Origin of the sequence: Nocardia terrae, from assembly GCF_009760405.1 — a bacterium.
Lineage (GTDB): Bacteria > Actinomycetota > Actinomycetes > Mycobacteriales > Mycobacteriaceae > Nocardia > Nocardia terrae.
Genome location: NZ_WRPP01000001.1, coordinates 1,993,255 through 2,012,301, shown reverse-complemented (window position 1 = coordinate 2,012,301; position 19,047 = coordinate 1,993,255). Strand labels below are relative to the sequence as shown.

Annotated in this window: 17 protein-coding genes; 10 read left to right on the top strand and 7 right to left on the bottom strand. The window is 63.3% G+C overall.

The window, feature by feature from the left end; genetic code table 11:
* Positions 1-120: 120 nt before the first annotated feature.
* Both GPX89_RS09420 and GPX89_RS09415 read right to left on the bottom strand, forming a co-directional pair.
* Positions 121-921 carry a DUF3159 domain-containing protein gene (locus GPX89_RS09420; protein WP_456237921.1) on the bottom strand — a complete coding sequence of 267 codons (801 nt, stop codon included), beginning with the start codon at positions 919-921 and terminating at the stop codon, positions 121-123.
* A gap of 2 nt (positions 922-923) precedes the next feature.
* Positions 924-1,316, bottom strand: a complete 393-nt coding sequence (locus GPX89_RS09415) for an OB-fold nucleic acid binding domain-containing protein (RefSeq protein WP_157386801.1) — start codon at positions 1,314-1,316, stop codon at positions 924-926.
* 269 nt (positions 1,317-1,585) lie between these two features.
* On the opposite strand from GPX89_RS09415, the gene GPX89_RS09410 reads away from it, so the two are divergent.
* Positions 1,586-2,266, top strand: coding sequence for an alpha/beta fold hydrolase (locus GPX89_RS09410; protein ID WP_157387199.1), 681 nt, complete (start codon positions 1,586-1,588; stop codon positions 2,264-2,266).
* Positions 2,267-2,373: 107 nt separating this feature from the next.
* Here GPX89_RS09410 and GPX89_RS09405 read toward each other — a convergent pair whose 3' ends face one another.
* On the bottom strand, positions 2,374-3,243 hold the full coding sequence (locus GPX89_RS09405) for a DUF3710 domain-containing protein (RefSeq protein WP_235946717.1): 870 nt from the start codon (positions 3,241-3,243) through the stop codon (positions 2,374-2,376).
* A complete protein-coding gene (gene dut, locus GPX89_RS09400; RefSeq protein WP_328601625.1) occupies positions 3,240-3,740 on the bottom strand; it encodes a dUTP diphosphatase in 501 nt (166 codons plus the stop codon). Before dut ends, GPX89_RS09405 begins: the two co-directional genes overlap by 4 nt.
* Positions 3,741-3,819: 79 nt before the next feature.
* Here dut and GPX89_RS09395 point away from each other — a divergent pair, with 79 nt between their 5' ends.
* Positions 3,820-4,314: a DUF3093 domain-containing protein gene (locus GPX89_RS09395; RefSeq protein ID WP_157387196.1), complete on the top strand. Its 495-nt coding sequence runs from the start codon at positions 3,820-3,822 to the stop codon at positions 4,312-4,314.
* A 118-nt stretch (positions 4,315-4,432) separates the two neighbouring features.
* Here GPX89_RS09395 and GPX89_RS09390 read toward each other — a convergent pair whose 3' ends face one another.
* Positions 4,433-4,735 carry a DUF4193 domain-containing protein gene (locus GPX89_RS09390; RefSeq protein WP_033087954.1) on the bottom strand — a complete coding sequence of 101 codons (303 nt, stop codon included), beginning with the start codon at positions 4,733-4,735 and terminating at the stop codon, positions 4,433-4,435.
* Between the two features lie 483 nt (positions 4,736-5,218).
* Here GPX89_RS09390 and cei point away from each other — a divergent pair, with 483 nt between their 5' ends.
* Complete coding sequence (gene cei, locus GPX89_RS09385) at positions 5,219-5,896, top strand: envelope integrity protein Cei (protein WP_328601624.1); 678 nt, start codon at positions 5,219-5,221, stop codon at positions 5,894-5,896.
* A gap of 175 nt (positions 5,897-6,071) precedes the next feature.
* Here the strand turns inward: cei and GPX89_RS09380 are convergent, their stop codons facing one another.
* Positions 6,072-7,013 (bottom strand): inositol monophosphatase family protein, encoded by a 942-nt coding sequence (locus GPX89_RS09380; protein WP_157386800.1) that lies wholly within the window; start codon positions 7,011-7,013, stop codon positions 6,072-6,074.
* 130 nt (positions 7,014-7,143) lie between these two features.
* Between GPX89_RS09380 and ppgK the strand changes: the two genes are divergently transcribed.
* From ppgK to GPX89_RS09360, 4 genes are all read left to right on the top strand, one after another.
* Positions 7,144-7,902 carry a polyphosphate--glucose phosphotransferase gene (gene ppgK, locus GPX89_RS09375; RefSeq protein WP_157386799.1) on the top strand — a complete coding sequence of 253 codons (759 nt, stop codon included), beginning with the start codon at positions 7,144-7,146 and terminating at the stop codon, positions 7,900-7,902.
* A 153-nt stretch (positions 7,903-8,055) separates the two neighbouring features.
* Entirely contained in the window at positions 8,056-9,510 is a 1,455-nt protein-coding gene (locus tag GPX89_RS09370) for an RNA polymerase sigma factor (protein ID WP_328601623.1), read from the top strand.
* A 91-nt stretch (positions 9,511-9,601) separates the two neighbouring features.
* Positions 9,602-10,504 (top strand): tyrosine-type recombinase/integrase, encoded by a 903-nt coding sequence (locus tag GPX89_RS09365; RefSeq protein WP_157386798.1) that lies wholly within the window; start codon positions 9,602-9,604, stop codon positions 10,502-10,504.
* A gap of 539 nt (positions 10,505-11,043) precedes the next feature.
* Positions 11,044-13,950, top strand: a complete 2,907-nt coding sequence (locus tag GPX89_RS09360; RefSeq protein WP_157386797.1) for an NACHT domain-containing protein — start codon at positions 11,044-11,046, stop codon at positions 13,948-13,950.
* A gap of 611 nt (positions 13,951-14,561) precedes the next feature.
* On the opposite strand, the gene GPX89_RS09355 is transcribed toward GPX89_RS09360, so the two are convergent.
* Positions 14,562-15,194, bottom strand: coding sequence for a hypothetical protein (locus tag GPX89_RS09355; RefSeq protein WP_157386796.1), 633 nt, complete (start codon positions 15,192-15,194; stop codon positions 14,562-14,564).
* Positions 15,195-16,489: 1,295 nt separating this feature from the next.
* Here GPX89_RS09355 and GPX89_RS09350 point away from each other — a divergent pair.
* The 3 genes from GPX89_RS09350 (at position 16,490) to GPX89_RS09340 (ending at position 19,037) form a co-directional block, all read left to right on the top strand.
* Positions 16,490-17,467, top strand: a complete 978-nt coding sequence (locus GPX89_RS09350; RefSeq protein WP_157386795.1) for a hypothetical protein — start codon at positions 16,490-16,492, stop codon at positions 17,465-17,467.
* Positions 17,468-17,538: 71 nt separating this feature from the next.
* Complete coding sequence (locus tag GPX89_RS09345) at positions 17,539-17,703, top strand: hypothetical protein (RefSeq protein ID WP_157386794.1); 165 nt, start codon at positions 17,539-17,541, stop codon at positions 17,701-17,703.
* Positions 17,704-18,173: 470 nt separating this feature from the next.
* On the top strand, positions 18,174-19,037 hold the full coding sequence (locus GPX89_RS09340; protein ID WP_157386793.1) for a class I SAM-dependent methyltransferase: 864 nt from the start codon (positions 18,174-18,176) through the stop codon (positions 19,035-19,037).
* Positions 19,038-19,047 lie beyond the last annotated feature (10 nt).

Below are 19,047 nucleotides of genomic sequence, written 5' to 3'. Positions count from 1 at the left end.
CCCAGGGGTGGGTTGGTCACCCCCTTTCACCCCCGAATCGCCCCGAAGGTGTTGCGCCGGGCGTGTTTACCGCGATAAGGGGCCGAATCGAAAGATGTCCAGCCCTCAGAAGTCGGGGGGCTAGGCCGCCGACTCGGGCTCGGACTCGTCGGCCTTGGCCGACTTCACCGGCAGATGACCCGCCTTGCGGACCGCCCAGAACGTCACCAGCGCGGCCACCGCAGTCAGCGGCCAGCCCATACCGATACGCGCCACGGCCAGCAGACCGGTGCTGTTGGAGGCGTAGAGGTGGTTCTGTACCACGTAGCGCGCCACGAACACCAGCGCCCACACCGCGGTCGCGATGTCGTAGAGCCGCATGGCGCGGCGGTCCGAACGCCAGCCGGTGCCGTGCCCGTTGAGCGCACCCCAGATCACGCCCGCCAGCGGCCAGCGCACCACGAGGGACATCAGGAACGCGCCGCCGTAGATCAAGCTCGCGTAGATGCCGAACAGGAAGAAGCCCTTGGCCTCCCCCATCCGGTAGGCGATGAACGCACACACGCCGACACCGAGGAAACCCGAAATGGCCGGCTGGATCGCACCGCGACGCACCAAGCGCCACACCAGAATCGCGGCGGCCACACCCAGCGACGCCCAGATGGCGGCGGTCAGGTTGGCCAGCGAATTCACCGGCACGAACACCAGCACCGGCAGTGACGAGTAGATCAGCCCGCTGATCCCGCCCATCTGCTCCAGCAAGGTCTGCTCGAGTTCCTCGTCGGGGTCGTCCTCGGCCTCGGGGGTGGTGGCCTCGCGCTCGAGGGCGGCGTACTCCGCGGCCAGCCGGGCATTCAACTCGGCGGCGGGGATCACCTCGGTCGGCGGGTCATAGTCGAGCTCGGTGGGTACGCGACCCTCGTCATTGCTGGGTATCGGCACAGTCAGGAATTCCCGCGGAGTTCGTAGTAGGGGTTGTAGATCACCTTGCCGCCGTCGCGTTCACCGACGCGGCCGCGGACCAGGATACGACGTCCCGGCTCGATTCCCGGAATGCGACGCCGACCGATGAACACCAGCGCCACACTGTCGGTGCCGTCGAAGAACTCCGCCTCGACCTCCGCGCCCGCGGACTTGGGACAGGCCTCGACGCTGCGGAGTCTGCCCAGCATCGTGACCTCTTCACCGCGTCGGCACTCCGAGGCCCGGCACGCGCCCGACGCTTCCGAGGTCTCGGCGAGTTCCTCGGCATCCAAACGATCCAGGTCCTCGGTCAGGCGACGGCTGAGCCGACGGAAATAACCTGACCGGGTGTCCTTCCCACCCGCGGATGGCATCTCGCACGCTCTCCTGTAGAGCTCGACGGCGTGGGTCTCACGTCGTTCGTTCTTTCCCACGACGGGCCGGTGGTTTGCCACCCGACCGCCCATGGCCGTACATGGGCCACTGTAGATGCACTGTCCTGTGCTTGCCACGCGTGCCCGTCAGGAGCGATACCCGCTAGTACGGGGTGCTCAAACCCGGGCCCGCTCAGGAGCCCGGTTACTCTCGGCCGGTGCCCGATCTACCACATTCGGCGGTCGCTCCGACCGCGCCGACTCCGGCTATGGCGGTTGCCCTGCCCGGGACCGGCTCCGACGCCCATTTCGCCCGCCGCGCATTCGGATCCGCGTGTGCGGCGTCGGATCTGCCGTTTCTGGCGGTGGAGCCGGATCCGCGGCGGGTGATCGAGAGCTATCGGGCGGCGTTGGATGCGGCCGCGCGGTCGGGGCCGGTGTTGATCGCTGGAATTTCGCTGGGGGCGGCTGTCGCGGTGGAGTGGGCGGCGCGGCATCCCGATGTCGTGTACGGGGTGATCGCCGCGCTGCCTGCCTGGACGGGGAGCGATACGACCGGGTGTCCGGCGGCGCTCAGCGCGGGGGCCACGGCTGCGCAGTTGCGGGCGGATGGGCTCGACGCGGTGCTGGAGCGTATGCAGGCGTCCAGCCCGGCGTGGCTGGCGGAGGCGTTGACGCGGTCCTGGACCTCGCAGTGGCCCGATCTTCCGTCGGCGCTGGAGGAGGCCGCCGGGTACTCGTGGCCTGAGCCCGAGGTGTTGGCGAGTGTCAGCGTGCCGGTCGAAATCATCGGCGCGGTGGACGATCCCGTGCACCCGTTCGCGGTGGCGGAGCAGTGGGCGGAGTTGATTCCCCGGGGGACGCTGCACAGCATCACGCTGGCGGAGTTGGGGGCGGATCCGTCCGTGTTGGGTGCCCGCGGTCTCGAAAGGCCAAGAGCCAAAAGATAAAAGCCGCCTAGATCAGTGAAGAGGGCGGGGCCGAGTGTTGCGCTGAGAGCGAAAACGGGGCACCGCCGGCGTGGCGGTGCCCCGTTTTGTCTTGTCGGGCTGGGCGGTCAGTTCAGGCCGAGCTGCTGCATGGCCGAACCTTCCGCACCGCGGCGGGGTTCGGCGGGGGGCTGTTCGGGCTGGTAGGCCGGACCGCCTTGCATGGCGGCCATTTGGGCCTGCATCGCCTGTTGTTGGGCGGCCAGTTGTTGCTGGTGGGCCGCCGCTAGTTGGTCTGCCAGCTCCTGGGGTAGGACGACCGGGAGGGGCTCGCGGACCGGGAGGGGCTCGTCGCCGCGACGGACCACCGTTTCGCCGAGGACCGTGCGGGCGGCGGCGACCAGCGGGGAGTTGTCGTCGGCCGCGCCCGACGGGCCGGCGGCGACCAGGCGGACCATCCAGCGGTAGCCGTCCACACCGATGAAGCGCAGGTCCGCGCCCTGGGTGACAGCGTGCAGCTCACGGCCCCACGGACCCTGCACGACCGAGACGGTCGCTCCGTCCTTGCGCAGGGTCTCGGCCAGATCGGCTGCCACCGAACGCCATTGGCCCGAGGTCTTGGGGGCGGCGTAGGCCGCCACCGTGATTCGGCCGTGCTGGGTGGCCAGGTGCACCGCCTGCGGGGCGCCGTCGGGGGTCATCTCGACCTGCAGCTGGCCGCCCGGCGGGACCGGCACGATGACCGAGCCCAGGTCCAGGCGCTGGTCGGCGACGGTCTCGAGGCGGTCGGCGACGTCTTCGTAGTCGTAGGGGCCCGTGGTCGGGCCGGCCGCGGCGGCCGGCTCGTCGAACTCCTCGTCGTCGAACTCGTCCGACTCGTAGTCGAGTTCGTCGTCGTAGTCGTACTCGTTCTCGTCGTAGTCGGCGAACTCGTCGTACTGAGGGGCGTCGTCTCTGTCGCCGCCCTTGTTCTTCTTGCGTCCGAATGCCATCGTCATGCCTCCTTGCCGGTCGCCTGACCCGCCCCACCGGACCCCGCGGCGAGGCTGGCGTGCCCACCGCTGGATCCGTATCCTCCTGCGCCGCGTGTGGTGTCGTCGAGGGACTCGACCTCCACGAAGTCCACCAATTCCACCTTCTGCACCAGCAACTGGGCAATCCGGTCACCCCGGCGGAGCTCGATGGCCGCGCGCGGATCGTGATTGATCAGGCACACCTTGATCTCGCCGCGATAGCCCGCGTCGACCGTGCCGGGGGTATTGACGACCGACAGGCCCGCCTTGGCCGCCAGACCCGAACGGGGATGGATCAAACCGACCGTGCCGAGCGGGAGCGCCACCGCGATGCCGGTGCCGACGAGCACCCGCTCCCCCGGTTCGATGATGACGTCCTCTGTCGTGCACAGGTCCACGCCCGCGTCGCCTTCATGGGCACGTGCGGGTACGGGGATGCCGGGATCGAGCCGCAGCAGGGGAATAGGTGGAATACCGGTCACGTAGGCCGAGCCTACGCGTTCGCCCCCGCAGTCATTGACCTAGTCTGATGTCGTGTCCGACCAGCAGCCCCAGGTGACCATGGAACCTCAGCAGAAGACCCAGCCCCTCTACACCGAGCGCCTCTGGGTGCCGCTGTGGTGGGTGCCCGTCGCCCTCGTGGTGACCGGGCTGCTGGCAGCCGAAATCCACATGGGCGCACCGGGAGTGCGCGCGTGGCTGCCCTACGTGCTGCTGTTCCCGATCGCGGCGTGGGTGCTGGTGTGGTTCTCGCGTCATCGCGTGGAAGTGGCCGTCGACGCCGACGGCGTACCGGAGCTGCGCACCGATCGCGCCCACCTGCCCGCGACCTTCGTCAAGCGCGCGGCGCCGGTGCCGACCAGCGCGAAGAGCGCGGCGCTGGGTCGCCAGCTCGACCCGGCCGCCTTCGTGCAGCATCGGGCCTGGGTGGGGCCGATGGTGTTGCTCGTGCTCGACGATCCGGATGATCCGACACCGTACTGGCTGGTCAGCACACGTCATCCGGAAAAGATCATCGCCGCCCTCGGCCTGGAGAACGCGGCCGAAAAGGCTTGAGCTGTTGTGAAAGGCACCGGTCGTGCAGCATGACCGGTTCCTGACCGCGCTCGGCGAACCGAGCGCGGGCTGACGGAATCCTCTTCGATCCTGCGGATTCTCTACCTGGACAGTGCCTCTAGGCGGCGCAATCCATGCAGATCAGCTGACCGCCGGCTTCGCTGGCCAGTCGGCTGCGGTGGTGCACCAGGAAGCAGCTCGAGCAAGTGAACTCGTCGGCCTGCTTCGGGATGACCCGAACCGAGAGAACCTCCTCGGAAAGGTCCGCGCCGGGAAGCTCGAACGACTCCGCGGTATCGGATTCGTCGATATCCACGACGGCGGACGCGGCTTCGTTGCGGCGAGCCTTCAGCTCCTCCAGCGAGTCCTCCGATACCTCGTCGGATTCACTGCGCCGCGGTGCGTCATAGTCGGTTGCCATGTCGTCTTCCCCTCGTCCTTACTCCGTATATCCCGGACCGGCACCCACCTGACCGGCACCTTTCGGGTGCCGGACCGGGAGGGAATGCCGCCCCGCCCGTGGTGTACGTCACGCGTACACCGGTCACAGATCCGAGCCGGATAGTCCTTCATCCGCAGCGGATCGCGCTCGGTCAACGCAGGACATGCCCTTGTTGTTCCCGAAATCGATCCCCAGTTTCACCTGGGTTGTACGATCTGGGCCGCCAGACAATAGCGGACCCCGGGACAAAAGTCGCAATCAAAACCCTCGCGAGTTGAAACTGAGGGGCAATCGTCACCGATGAGGGAACTCGCCGAGATCTTCCTCGCAGGCCCCGAGACCTCCCCTTCATCCGCGCGGCGGCCTCCCAGCACGCATATCGCGGCCTTCCCCGGCACATGCGCCGCCCGACTTGCCGTGGCCATGCACGCACCCACCCTCACGCTTTCGTAGAGTGTGAGCGTGGTTTCACTGATCACCCAAGGTAACTCGTCCGATCCGAAGGGGCGGCCGTTCATTCGGCGTCGCTGGGAGCCGTGGGCGGCAATGGTGGGAGTCATCGCTCTGATCTGCGTCGGCGTGTGGTTCAAAGCGCTGACGACGACCGAGAGTGACCAGGGCGCCATGGCCTGCAACTCCCCCAGCCCCGCCTCGAGCACGTCCGCGGCCAAGCCCGCGCCGCTCGGGGAGCGGGTGTCCAACTCGCGGTTACGCGATGTGGAGCCGGCCGCCCTCGCCTCCTCGAAGGTGCGGGTCTTCAATGCCAACAACCAGCGCGGCCAGGCCGCGCACGTGGCCTCCGAACTGGGCGACCTCGGTTTCGCCAGCGCGCCGGACGTGCAGATCGGCAACGACCCGGTCTATGTGAACGGGGATCTGGACTGCACCGGGCAGATTCGCTTCGGCGTCAAGGGGCGGCCCGCGGCGGCCTCGGTGCAGCTGGTCATGCCGTGCGCGGAGCTGATCGAGGATCAGCGCCAGGACGACACGGTGGATCTGGTGCTGGGCTCGCTGTTCCGCGATATCCGTCCCGGTACGGATGCCGAGGAGGTACTGAAGTCGCTGAAGAACCCGGCGCCCGGCACCGCGCCGGCCATCGACCCGAAACTGCTGGAAGCAGCACGGCACGCGAAGTGCTGAGAATCTCTTTCGCGCGGGCGCGGCTCTGATTCTTCGAGCCGGTGCGAAACCCGTACCGGCACAACGAAATATACGAATCGGGATAACGGAATCGCCGCGGCTGGTCAGCCGCGGCGATTCGTTTTGTTTGATTCGGTTGGTTTGTCTGCTTCGACCGAAGCTGTCGAGCCCCCTGTCAGGGAACCGGGATAGGGGTGGTGACATCCAGACGCTTGAACAGACCGAACAGTTCGTCAGCGATGCCGGGAGCGGCCGCCGACACCAGATCCCCTGCGGCGCCCGGCGAGTCGGGTGCGGGCGGCAGGATCAGGCGCGCACCCGCCTCGGTGGCGATCAGCGCGCCCGCGGCCCAGTCCCACAGGTTCAGGCCGTGCTCGTAGTAGGCGTCGGTGCGGCCCTCGGCCACCGCGCACAGATCCAGTGCGGCCGAACCGAAGCGGCGGATGTCGCGGATGTGCGGCAGCACCTGCGCCACCAGCTCGCCCTGACGGGTGCGGCGCTCGGTCGCGTAGGCGAAGCCGGTCGCCACCAGCGCCATGGACAGGTTGTCGACGGGGTTGGCGCGCAAGGCGATCGGCGTGCCGCCGGGAGCGGTGCCGTCCAGGCTGGAGGCGGCGCGGTGCGCCCCCAGGCCGAGCCCGGCGCTGAAGGTGACCGCGTGCGCCACGTCGGCGACCGCGCCCGCGACCGGGCGGCCGCCGCGCACCGCGGCCACCGACACCGAATAGGACGGGATGTCGTAGAGGAAGTTGACCGTGCCGTCGATGGGATCGACGATCCAGTGCACGTGGTCGGGGTCGTCGGCCAGGGTGCCGCCGTCCTCCTCGCCCACCACGCGGTCGCCGGGGCGGATCTCGGCCACCAGCTTGCGGACCAGCTGTTCGGTCTCGGTGTCGACGATGGTGACCGGGTCGGTCGGGGTGCTCTTGGACTGCACGGCGTCCTCGGCGCGGGCGCCGGGCCCGAACACCTCCGGACGGCGGGCGCGGACGTGCGCGGCGGCGGTCTCGGCGAGATACACCGCGACACGGCGTAGTTCGGCTATGTCTGAAGTGTCGGTGTTCGCGGAGGAGGCAGGGGCGGTGGAGGTGAAATTCGATTCCGGCACGAGCTCCATCGCAGCACAGATCCGGCATCCCGCGCATTAGGCTTGTCGTGCACGACACCAGGCGGAGGTCTATTCAAGCCGTCATCGGCCGGAGAGCTGCGACTTTCCGGCAAATCATCTGGAGAACGAGGAGTGGTCCATGTCCGATCCCGGGCACGCGTTCGGCATCGATATCGGTGGCAGCGGCGTGAAGGGGGGCGAGGTCGATCTCGCGACCGGTGAGCTCTGCTACGAGCGCATCAAGATCGCGACCCCGCACCCGGCCACCCCGAACGCGGTCGCGGAGTCGGTGTCCAAGCTGGTCGCGCAGTCCGGTTGGGACGGCCCGGTCGGCATCACCATGCCCAGCGTGGTGCTGCACGGGCAGATCCGCACGGCCGCCAATATCGACCCCACCTGGGTCGGCATCGACGCCCGGCATCTGTTCTCGGTGGCGCTGGGCGGGCGTGAGGTGACCGTCCTCAACGACGCCGACGCGGCGGGCATGGCCGAGGACCGGTACGGCGCGGCAAAGGATCTCGACGGATTGGTCATGCTGCTCACATTCGGCACCGGGATCGGATCAGCGATCATGTACAACGGTGTGCTCATGCCCAACAGCGAGCTCGGGCACATGGAGGTCGACGGCCGCGAGGCCGAGCATCGCGCCGCCGCCTCGGTCAAGGATCGGGTCGGCATGACCTACCCGGAGTGGGCGCGGGAGGTCTCCAAGGTGCTCATCACCTTGGAAAACCTGTTCTGGCCGAACGTGTTCGTGGCCGGTGGCGGCATCAGCCGCGACTACCAGGAATGGATTCCCTTGCTCACCAACAGAACCCCCGTGGTGCCCGCCGTGCTGCGCAATACCGCGGGCATCGTGGGAGCCGCCATGGCGGTGTCGGCCGGTATCGCGCCATAAGTAAGCTGGTTCGATCGTTACAATGGAACACATGCCCGGCGGTAGGCCGGAAACCGACACCGGCACGAGAGCCGGTTTACCCCCCGACAGAACCGCTCCGCCGGAATTCCACTCTGGCGTGACGCCGCACGAGACCGTCACGAAAGGGCGTACGTGGTAGCCACGAATACCCAGGAGACCGCCGAATCGGCCGAAGCCGCCGACTCAGCAGACACCACCGCAGCACGGCCGGTCAAGAAGGCTGCCGCCAAGAAGGCTCCGGCCAAGAAGGCCGCAGCGAAGAAGACCGCGGCCAAGAAGACTGCCGCGAAGAAGGCCACCAAGGCCGTCGCCAAGAAGGCGGGCGCCAAGAAGGCTTCGCCGAAGAAGGCCGCCGAGCCCGGTGCCGAAGGTGCCGAGGGCGACGAGGGCATCGAGGACGAGTCGCTCGAACTCGACGATCTGGATGATCTCGAAATCGACGAGGACGACCTCGGCGACGAAGAGGAACTCGTCGACGAGGACGACGACGAGGAGGGCGAGGAAGGCGAGGCCGTCCCGGCCACCGCAGCCAAGCCCGCCGCCGGGGTCGAGGCCGACGAGGAGGCCGACGAGCCCTCGGAGAAGGACAAGGCCTCCGGCGACTTCGTCTGGGACGAAGAGGAATCCGAGGCGCTGCGCCAGGCCCGCAAGGACGCCGAGCTCACCGCCTCCGCCGACTCGGTCCGCGCGTACCTCAAGCAGATCGGTAAGGTCGCGCTGCTCAACGCCGAGGAGGAGGTCGAGCTCGCCAAGCGCATCGAGGCCGGCCTCTACGCCACGGAGAAGCTGCGCGAGTTCGCCGAGAAGGGCGAGAAGCTGCCCGTGCAGTCGCGCCGCGACCTGCAGTGGATCATGCGCGACGGCAACCGCGCCAAGAACCACCTGCTGGAAGCCAACCTGCGACTGGTCGTCTCCCTCGCCAAGCGCTACACCGGCCGCGGCATGGCGTTCCTGGACCTCATCCAGGAAGGCAACCTCGGTCTGATCCGCGCCGTCGAGAAGTTCGACTACACCAAGGGCTACAAGTTCTCGACCTACGCGACGTGGTGGATCCGCCAGGCCATCACCCGCGCCATGGCCGACCAGGCCCGCACCATCCGCATCCCCGTGCACATGGTCGAGGTCATCAACAAGCTCGGCCGCATCCAGCGCGAACTCCTCCAGGACCTGGGCCGCGAGCCCACCCCGGAAGAGCTCGCCAAGGAAATGGACATCACGCCCGAGAAGGTCCTCGAGATCCAGCAGTACGCGCGTGAGCCCATCTCCCTGGACCAGACCATCGGCGACGAGGGCGACTCCCAGCTCGGCGACTTCATCGAAGACTCCGAAGCAGTCGTCGCCGTCGACGCAGTCTCCTTCACCCTGCTGCAGGACCAATTGCAGTCGGTGCTCGAGACCTTGTCCGAGCGCGAAGCGGGCGTCGTCCGCCTCCGCTTCGGCCTCACCGACGGCCAGCCCCGAACCCTGGACGAAATCGGCCAGGTCTACGGCGTAACCCGCGAACGCATCCGCCAAATCGAATCCAAGACCATGAGCAAGCTCCGCCACCCGAGCCGCTCCCAGGTCTTGCGCGACTATCTGGACTAGCGATCCCCAAAGATTGGGCCCCTGAGCTGCGGCTTTGGGGCCCAATTTCTGTTTTCTGGACGAGCATAGAGCTCTCAGTCAAAATAGTGACATGGCGATCGAACATACGATCGATCTCGCCATGCTGTTGCCGTCCTGGGAGCTAGCACTGCGAGCCGAACGCAAATCCGACCACACGGTGAACTCGTACCTGTACGGCGTCCGCCTCTACCTCGACTGGTGTTCCGCGAACGACCATCCGCTGATACTTGACCGGAACCAGGTCAACGCCTTCGTCGCGGAACTGCTCGCGTCCGGCCTCGAACCGACGACCGCGAGGGCGAGACAGCTTGCACTCCGGCGCTATTCGGTCTGGCTCGTTGAGGAAGACGAACTGGATTCCGACCCCCTTTTGGGCCTGAAGCCTCCCAAACTCGACGAGAAAGTCGTCCCCGCCCTCACCGATGAGCAGATCCACGGACTGATCAAAGCTTGCCACGGCAAGGACTTTCGCGACCGCCGAGACGAAGCCATCATTCGCCTGATGCTCGAAACCGCGATGCGCGCTGGCGAATGCGCCGACATCAACCTGGCAGACCTGGACATTCGCCGCGGCCTTGTCATAGTCCAGCGCGGTAAGAGCGGCAAAGGTCGCATCGTCCCCTTCGGTCTCCAAACCGGCCGCTCGCTCGACCGCTACCTGCGAGCCCGCCGCACCCACCGTCTTGCAGACTCACCCAAACTCTGGCTAGGCGAACGCAGTAGAGGTTTCACTTACTGGGCCCTCTACGACACCCTGAGCTACCGAGCCGACCAGGCGGGCATCGAAGGCTTCCACCCCCATATTCTCAGGCACACAGGCGCGTCCCGGTGGCTCGGCGCCGGCGGGACCGAAGGCGGACTCATGGCAGTCGCTGGATGGAAGACCCGAGACATGATCGACCGCTACACGAAATCAACAGCAGCCGCCCGCGCCGCAGAGGAAGCCCGCGGGCTGAATCTTGGCGACCTCTAACCAACTTCAGACCGCTGGTGTGTAAAACCAGTGTGACAACCTGGCCGACACTTTGCCCACAAGCGGCCGATACCTGGCCAGGAATTCCTACAGGTCAGGGACTTTCGCCGTTCTGACCGGAGGTCACGAGTGGACACGCGAGATCTTGCCTGGACCGCTGTCTGCCTCACGTTTGCCCCACGACGAGCTGCCTGCTGCTGCCCCACGATCCTGCCCGCTGGCGTTTACAAGCCTGCCCATATCGAGTGAAGAGGCCAGTCGAGCCTGGCTCTCGCGGCATCTCGGGTGAGCCGTCATCTTCTTCACCGACCCAGAACCACCACGGGGGCGTGGCCTGCATGGGCCCACATGAACCGAATATCGGGTCTTGTGTCCGACCCTCAGTTTCTCACTGCCACGGGGCGTCGAGTCATATAGTGCCAAGTTAGCAGCACACTGTTCCAACGTAGCTCCGGCTTGGGTAGCGTGTCATCAACGCGCTAGTTGCGTCGTCAATTAACCGTCGACATCGGCGAGTATGCAAAGGGTGGGATATGGCAGTGACAGGTCTGGAGCTTCTGTTTGGCCGAGTAGTAGCGTCCTCGGCTGGGCGCGCAGCAGGCTTGGTCTACAGTCCGATACGCAAGCGGATATCGGACAGGAAAGCCGCAAAGCAATTAATTGGCCACGACGGAGCAAAGTGCGTAGGCGCTCTAACTGGGATCATCAAGGGCCTTGAGCCGAGCGTGGCTCGAAAAGTAGAGAATTTCTTGAAGAGCCCCGAATTCGAGAAGATTTCGTTCGAAATCGCGACAAAACAGATCTTGAGGACTCATGGCGACAGCATTAACGAGCTCGAGCATCGGATAAAAGAAGAACTAAACGAGGTGCTTACAATTAGCATCGGGCGTAGTGAACACATCGAAGGTCTCGGCGATCGCATCTATGACACTCTCGTAGCTTCGGTTCAATCTTGCTTAAAGCAGATATCTCCGCCGGATAATCTTGCTGTCTCGTCTGCCGAGCGGGCTGCCCTGGTTCGTAACGCAGGGGTTATAGCGGCGGCAAGTGCGCGAAATACTGCACTCCTGAAAAACTTCTCTGATCTCGCCGAGATTGACAAGTTTGAGAATGAGTACAGACACTCCGTCCGGACTCTGCATAGCATGATGAAACTGCCTCATGCTGGAACGTCACGTCAAGTCCCTTTCAAGGAGCTCTTTGTTGAGCCGCTGATTGAAGCATCAGCAGATGAGGGAAGTCCTTCCCGCGGGCTAGGGTTCGAAGAGGACGACAGGAAACGAGAAGCCAGCCTCGCTGACCTTATCGAGCAGAATTCGAGGCTCGTGCTTCTAGGAAATCCCGGCGGAGGCAAGTCGACTTGCACTCTGAAGCAAATATTCGACATTGCGTCGAATAACTCATCCGAATTAATGTCTCGGATTCCATTCTTGGTGGTCCTACGAGATTATGCGCCACACTTCGCCGCCGGTGTCTCAATTAAAGACTACATCGAGATGCAGTGCGCGGCGATATATTCGATAGACGTCCCAGATAATGCAATCGAATACATTCTGCTGAATGGACGATCTATTGTCTTTTTCGATGGCCTAGACGAACTTCTGGACACATCAGACAGAAGAAAGATTGTTACTGCGGTCGAGGGATTTGCCGTTCGATATCCAACTGTTCGCATGGTGGTAACATCGCGAAATGTCGGATATGACGAGGCTGCGCTGAACTCTGAAATGTTCTCTGTATCCAAGCTTGGCTCATTCAATCTTGAGCGAACGCGACAGTACGTAGAGAAATGGTTCGCGCTTGATGAATCGATCGAGCCCGCGAGAATTGACTCGATTTCCAACGCTTTCCTTGTGGATAGCAGTTTTGTTTCTGATCTCACTTCCAACCCTCTGATGCTATCTCTAATGTGCGGGATCTACGCATTCGAAGGCTACATACCTAGAAATCGCCCCGATGTTTATGAAAAATGTGCATTGCTGCTGTTCGAACGATGGGATAAGCAACGCGGCATAGCAGCAGCGATTCCTTTCGACGCACATGTCCAGTCTGCCATTAGGTCAATCGCATTCGAAATATTCACCCAAAGTGAGTCATCCGCAGTAATCAGACGCGATCGTCTGATTACATATGTAAAGGCGTACTTGCTGCAAAAAAGATTTGAAGACGAGCTTGAGGCTGAACAGGCAGCGATCGACTTTATTGACTTCTGCAAGGGACGCGCTTGGGTATTGACTGACCTAGGTTCGGAAGTCTACGGGTTCACTCACCGAACTTTTCTCGAGTACTTCTCAGCGAGCCATTTTGTGCGAACGAATGCCGCTCCGGAGCGTCTCCTGGATCGGCTTTGGGATAGAATTTGCCGAGCCGAGTGGGATGTCGTCTGTCAGCTTTCGTTGCAGATATTGGGCAAAACGGTTGACGATGGCGCTGACGACTTTCTTGAACAGCTAATTTCATCCCGATATCCGACGCTGAGCGATTTCGACGAACGCCGCAATGCGCTTTCATTCTGCCTCCGAGCGCTGTCCTTCATTGTACCGCGTCCGCAAATTGTTCGTGAAATTGTTCACGCAGTTATCGCGTACCACTACCTTTGCATAGAGCTGGCAGAGAAAGATTCCAAAATTGGCTATCTGAATGTATCAGAGACGACACCAGTAGTTCTGATCCCCTCAGTTGCGGCGGAAAATAGAACTTTGGTGTCCAGATGCATTTTTGAACGTTTGATGGTTCTCTTGCAGGAGAATCCAGATGACCAAGTAGCGTTATCATTGGGTCTATATCTGCCGGAATTTGAGTCGTTTACGTCAGAAGTAATTGATCCGTCTGCAGATCAGGCCTGGCGGTCGTTGTGCCTGAGCTTTACGAGTGCGGCCCAGGAATTCCTTGAGCGCCAAGCACTGACCCACAGCTGGGCGGCGCAAAGGCTATACCTTCTCGGACGGATATCCATGGAGGAATTGCTTACTAGGTTCGGACTTACCGCCCTCTTTGATGGAACCGCCGCTAATGTACCTGTTATAGCCCCGATTGCCTTTTGGGCGTTAAAATGGGACAGAATTGCAGTAAATTACCCAAGCTATTACCCCAATTCTGAAATTTCGAAGAGTGATCTCGAAATTATAGGAACACACTTGATGTCCCTCCGTCCTCCTTGGATTTACCTCGACGATCTACCCAAGGGTCTCCGGTACGTCTACACCAGCGTCATTAGCTCCTCTAAGGACTGGTCGCCTGAGCAATGGCTGCTCTACCTTGCCATCATTGATTACGAGACAAAGTTTGATTATCGACGTTCTAACCATAAGCGTAAAGGTACGGCTGCCGAATATCGTCGAGACTGGATCGCACATTATAGGGAGCAGTTGGAAATTTTTAAGGGAACGAGGTATGAGCAGCTCGTAACAGAGTGGACAGATTTCAGAGTTGATTTCATGTCATGAGGATGAAATCGGCAAAACTCGACGTTCGGGTTCGCAACGACTAGGGTTTTGTAGCCACTGATTCTCGCCATTCGACAATGAGAGCCAGGATGAATCTGGCACGGTAGATGGCCGCGAGATTCTCATAGCTCGTGGCCATTGCCCGCTAGTGCGCGGTCATGTTGAAAGCCGCTCAACGACATTTCCACGCCCATAGAACTGTGGGGTGAAGCTCAGCACCTGACCGACGACGCCGCCTCTTCGTTTGCGTTTGGTGACTGAGTCAGACCTTTTCGGAATCACGGTCCGAATCCGTTTGCGGTGCAAAAGGTTCGGTTCAACGCTTCTGGATAGGCATAACGCTGAATCGTCAGGCTGACCCGGCGTGTGCAGCACAAGGCCGTCACCGGCACCGTCAGGGCATGATGGATGGATTTTGGCGGTCAACCCGCGGCGGAAACGCCCGATCGGCTTGACCGACTAATTCATAGTCCATTCACCAGGTCGACAGACGCGCTGGCGGCGTGCTGATCAGGCCCGCACGATCGTGAAATCAATCGACACGGCCTCGGAGGTTCCGGAGCATCACGCATCACGGTCAATATCCCGACGCCTCCTAACATTTCAGATATCTACAGCGCCTCGAACCCGGTCTTGCACACCCCGCAGATAATTGGGCCGATCCCATAGGTCCCAACCGCAACTCGGATCTTTCGACCACACTCACATTCCGCCGTCAACCCGTTGTTGCTCGACTTTCGACCGCCCCGCCGCTCCGGCTCGCGGCGGCGATAGGCCACCAGCGCGAACGCGAGTTCGTCCAGCTCGTCTCGATAGAGTTCGCGGGTCTGCTCCGGCACGGTGGTGACTGACCATCCGATCTTGTCATTATGCGCGAGGGTGAGGCCAAGTTCTTCACCGAGGGTGCGGTATCGCTCGTTGTGCCAACGGCCCTGTCGGCTGGTGTCCTTGATCCCGCGCGTGACCGCAACGCCGTGAGCAGCCTCGTGCAGCATGGTGCCGAGCACATCGACCGCACCGCGCTGGAGACCTTCGCCGCCGACAAACAGCTCGTGTAGCTCGTACTCGCCACGTACCCACCGGTTCGGCGCGAAGTGCCCAAGCGTCAGCTCGCTCCCGCCGGTAGATCCGGACCCTACGGTCAGCACGACGTTCGGAACATCGGGATGCTGGGATCGGATTGCGGCCCAGGTACTTTCCAGAGCGGTGACAAGTAGTCCAGTGACGGTGTCGGAGTCGGTCATGATCTCCGGGTCCTTCCGAGTGCTTGACACGTACGTGTCAACCGGTGGCCCAACGGCTTTGACACGTACGTGTCAACAGGAATGGGAGGCCCGGCAGAGCGTGGATTCCCTGGGCGCGCGCCGCGCTCTGTCCGGGGCAGGCCCGCGGCCTGCCCTCACCGCCTGCCCAGGGCGTCCAGGAGGCTCACGCTCAAGGGGCGAATTTCCATCACCGGGAAGAACCCCGAACTACCCAACTGATGGGAAATTCGCTCCTTGACGGGAGGTTGGACGCCCTTACCATGCGGCGCGCGCCCAGGGAATCCACTACCCGCACAGCGCTTCTGGCCATACCCAGCACCGGGCTAGCAACCGCCACCATTCACGCCGGACTTAACCACCTCGACGCAACTCCTCGCACCGGACGACACCACCGCGCCAGCGCTCCAGACCTAAGCACTTACGCCACCGTCACGTACGCACCCATCGTCACCCGACGCAACCACCTACCCAACAGCAACGCTCATTACCCAACGTAACCACTTACTTCTTACCCAACCAAACCCTTTACCTACTTACTCATCACCCCCGCCCCGCCTCCTCATTTACTCAACTGCTCCCCTCGAAAGGATCACCATATACACATTGATGTGTGTATATGGTGATCCTTTCGAGGGGAGCGCATCACCGCGGGTCAGGAGGCGGGGCGGGGGTAAATCGCCGACAAAACTATGTATGTGATCTGCCTACGTTTTGTGCACGTTTTTCCTCGACATGACAAGCTGCACAACTGTTTTATCCCGCATGAGACGACTTTTACACACCTTATGTCCGGCTTGTTCGCTCCGAATCGGCTTGATCAACACCGGTTTTCGCTTGCCTCATGTTGAGAGCCAGCCCGGTGCAGAGTCCGGTTCCGAGGACTCTTTCGTCGGGGTGGGCTGGGGGCGCGCGATTTTAACGGTGCCGCCGCCGTGTCAAGCACGGCTTCCCGCGTGACGGTCCGGCGATCACAGGGACGGCTCGGAGACCGGGAAGTCGTGCTTGACACGGCGGAACCGCGGCACCAAGCCGGGCAGAGTTGACGGGCAGGCGGGGCCTGCCCGTCCTGTTCACGCGCCCCCATCCCACCCCTCCGCAAACATTCGGTGTTGCCACGAATGCCAGTCGTGAGACCTTGCGTGCCAGGTTCGCGAGCATCGATGTCGCGCAATCGGTTTCGAGTAGGCTCCGGGGCAGCGTGATCACCGCCTAGGTTCGGTTCCGCTCCTGCTGGACCGATCCGGCGGTACCCGGTCGGATCGAAGGGCGAACACATGACCACGACACGCACACTCACGACATTGACCCTCCTACCCCTACTGGCCGCCGCCGGGCACGGCATCGCCACCGCGGCACCAGGGCAACCGGGCCTGGCGGTCCCCGGAGACGGACAACCCGGTCTGAGCACCGCCCCCTCCCCACCTCCCGCGCCCAGCTTGGCCGACTACATCCCAGACCCTCCCGCACCACCTGCGCGGCCACGACCCCAGCAACAGACCCCCCCCCACGCCGACACCCTCGTCCAGCAGCCCCAAGTCACCGAGCCCGACACCGAAGAACCCGCTCCCGCACCGGAACCCACGTCGACCGACCCGCATACGCTGCGCGCCGGTAACACCGAGATCGGCCTCCCGGACTGGGTCGACACCAGAACCCGAGACAAGGCGCAAGCGTATCTGGATTACACCGAATGGCAGATCGCCGCCGGATATGACGCCCTGGGATTCCCACGCCAGGAATCGGATCGGCGTGCGGCATCGACCATCACAGGCGGGGTAGTCGGTGCCATCGCAGGCGCAGAGCTCGCTTCGGTTCCCGCTGCGGGCGTCGGCTGTGCCGTGGGGGCCGTTGTGGGCGGAGTGGCCGGCGCAGCGATCGGCACCACAGCAGCCGGGGCCGGCATGCCCTTCGGCGCGGGACTCGGTGCCGCACTGGGCTGCCTGGCCGGGACCGCGGTCGGTGCCGTACCCGGCATCGCTATCGGCGCCACCACGGGGGCCGTCCTCGGCGGTGGCACCGCCGGAACACTGGGCGACGGCGTGGACGTGCCCAAGCCCGATCTCCCGCCCCTGATCGAAACAGCCGCACCGACGCCCGAACCATCGATACCGCCCGCGGAGACCTCGGTCGACCAGACCGTCACCGATGCGGTCGTCGCGATCAGTGATCAGGCGGACGCGGTCATCACCTCACTACGGGATGCCATCGCGGCGCTTCCGCCGTTGCCCCCAATCTCGTTCGGGATCAACTGAGTTCGTCCAGGCATGTCGGGAACCCCTTCACGGCGTGGCGCGTCTATGCCGTCATGATCCTGAATTGGGATATGGATAAGTACCTCGACCAGCTCGGCGCGGACCTCGTCATCTTCGACGAGCACCCCGACAAGGAGGTGATCGCCGACCTGCTGATGCGCTGGGAATGGGACTCGGCCCGCCCCTCGCGGTTGCGCCGCGCCTGCGATCAAGGCAGATGGGGCGACGACATCTGATGCTGCGCAAACCCATCTACCGAACACACTGTAATGCCGATGAGCGGACGGACTTGCAGCAGGCGGCGAGTCTCGGGCGTCTTGGCCACCGCGACTGAGCGGGTCACCTGGGTCGCGCCCGCCAATAACAAATCGGCATTTACTCCCGACCAGGTCGCCAGGCTGCCTTTCTCGACATCGCTACTCGACTGCCCGCCGCCGTCGTCGTCTCCGGCCTCCTCGGCATCAGCACATCCGCCGACGGCTTGGTCGACCGTTCAGGCGCTTCCTGGGCTAACTACACCACACTTGCGCACCGTCGAACCGCCCGCTGAACATCGTTGCCACAGAACGCCCCGTTGATGCATGCATGCCCTAATCGGTATTGCCACAGGCAATATGATGATTCCTCGGATGCCAGGGCATGGTCCAGGACCATGTGTGGCTGAGTTCACGGTGCGCGTGCGGCGCTCATGAGTAGGTTCTTGATCATGGATAACGAGGGGCCCAGCCAGACAGCACTCTTGACCGCCCAGGCACGTGCCTATCACCAAATCGCCGACCGGCCAAGGATTCTCACCGACCCGCTGGCGTCACGTCTGCTCGGTATCACCGCCGACGAGCTGTCCGCGTTGGGCGAGCCCACCGAGGATCGACCCGGTAGCGGCGCCCACTATCGACCGCGCCGTTTGTTCTTCGCTGCCCGTGCCCGCTTCGCTGAAGATCGGGTGGCCGAGGCTGCCGCTTCCGGCGTGCGACAGGTCGTGATCCTCGGCGCGGGCTTGGATACTTTTGCCTACCGCAACCCGCACCCTGGCCTGCGAGTATTCGAAGTCGACCATCCCGCGACCCAAGCATGGAAACGCCAACGCCTCGCCGCCTCCGGCATCGACCAGCCTGAGGGTTTGACCTTCGTACCGGTCGACTTCGAAACCGACACGCTGGCAGCAGGATTGGGGTCCGCCGGATTCCTGAGGACCGATCCGGCCGTGTTCGTGTGGCTCGGCGTTGTCTATTACCTGACCCCGGACGCCGCTCGTGCCACGCTCGAGTACATCACCGAGCAATCCGAGCCGGTCGAGGTAGTCTTCGACTACCTGCAGCCGGGCGATACCGACGAGGATCGTGCGCAACTGAAGGAACGCGCACAACGAGTGGCAACTGCCGGCGAACCCTGGTTCAGCTACTACACACCCGATGACATTGCCGCGCAGTTGCGCGCGCTCGGATTCACCACCATCGAAGACCACCACGCTACCGATCTCATCTCTGGGTATCTCGACAACCCGGCGGAATTCGAGGGCGAGCCGCCCCGGGCACTGCGCGCCAGCCGCATACTACGGGCGAGCCGCTGAGGACTCCCGA

What these genes read in the sequence shown, in the direction of transcription:
- GPX89_RS09390 (WP_033087954.1), bottom strand. Translation starts at nt 4,735, where the DNA reads ATGGCAACCGACTATGACGCACCGCGGCGCAGTGAATCCGACGAGGTA.
- GPX89_RS09410 (WP_157387199.1), top strand. Translation starts at nt 1,586, where the DNA reads ATGGCGGTTGCCCTGCCCGGGACCGGCTCCGACGCCCATTTCGCCCGC.
- ppgK (WP_157386799.1), top strand. Translation starts at nt 7,144, where the DNA reads ATGTCCGATCCCGGGCACGCGTTCGGCATCGATATCGGTGGCAGCGGC.
- GPX89_RS09340 (WP_157386793.1), top strand. Translation starts at nt 18,174, where the DNA reads ATGGATAACGAGGGGCCCAGCCAGACAGCACTCTTGACCGCCCAGGCA.
- GPX89_RS09355 (WP_157386796.1), bottom strand. Translation starts at nt 15,194, where the DNA reads ATGACCGACTCCGACACCGTCACTGGACTACTTGTCACCGCTCTGGAA.
- GPX89_RS09415 (WP_157386801.1), bottom strand. Translation starts at nt 1,316, where the DNA reads ATGCCATCCGCGGGTGGGAAGGACACCCGGTCAGGTTATTTCCGTCGG.
- GPX89_RS09405 (WP_235946717.1), bottom strand. Translation starts at nt 3,243, where the DNA reads ATGACGATGGCATTCGGACGCAAGAAGAACAAGGGCGGCGACAGAGAC.
- GPX89_RS09345 (WP_157386794.1), top strand. Translation starts at nt 17,539, where the DNA reads ATGGATAAGTACCTCGACCAGCTCGGCGCGGACCTCGTCATCTTCGAC.
- GPX89_RS09350 (WP_157386795.1), top strand. Translation starts at nt 16,490, where the DNA reads ATGACCACGACACGCACACTCACGACATTGACCCTCCTACCCCTACTG.
- GPX89_RS09365 (WP_157386798.1), top strand. Translation starts at nt 9,602, where the DNA reads ATGGCGATCGAACATACGATCGATCTCGCCATGCTGTTGCCGTCCTGG.
- GPX89_RS09380 (WP_157386800.1), bottom strand. Translation starts at nt 7,013, where the DNA reads ATGGAGCTCGTGCCGGAATCGAATTTCACCTCCACCGCCCCTGCCTCC.
- GPX89_RS09395 (WP_157387196.1), top strand. Translation starts at nt 3,820, where the DNA reads ATGGAACCTCAGCAGAAGACCCAGCCCCTCTACACCGAGCGCCTCTGG.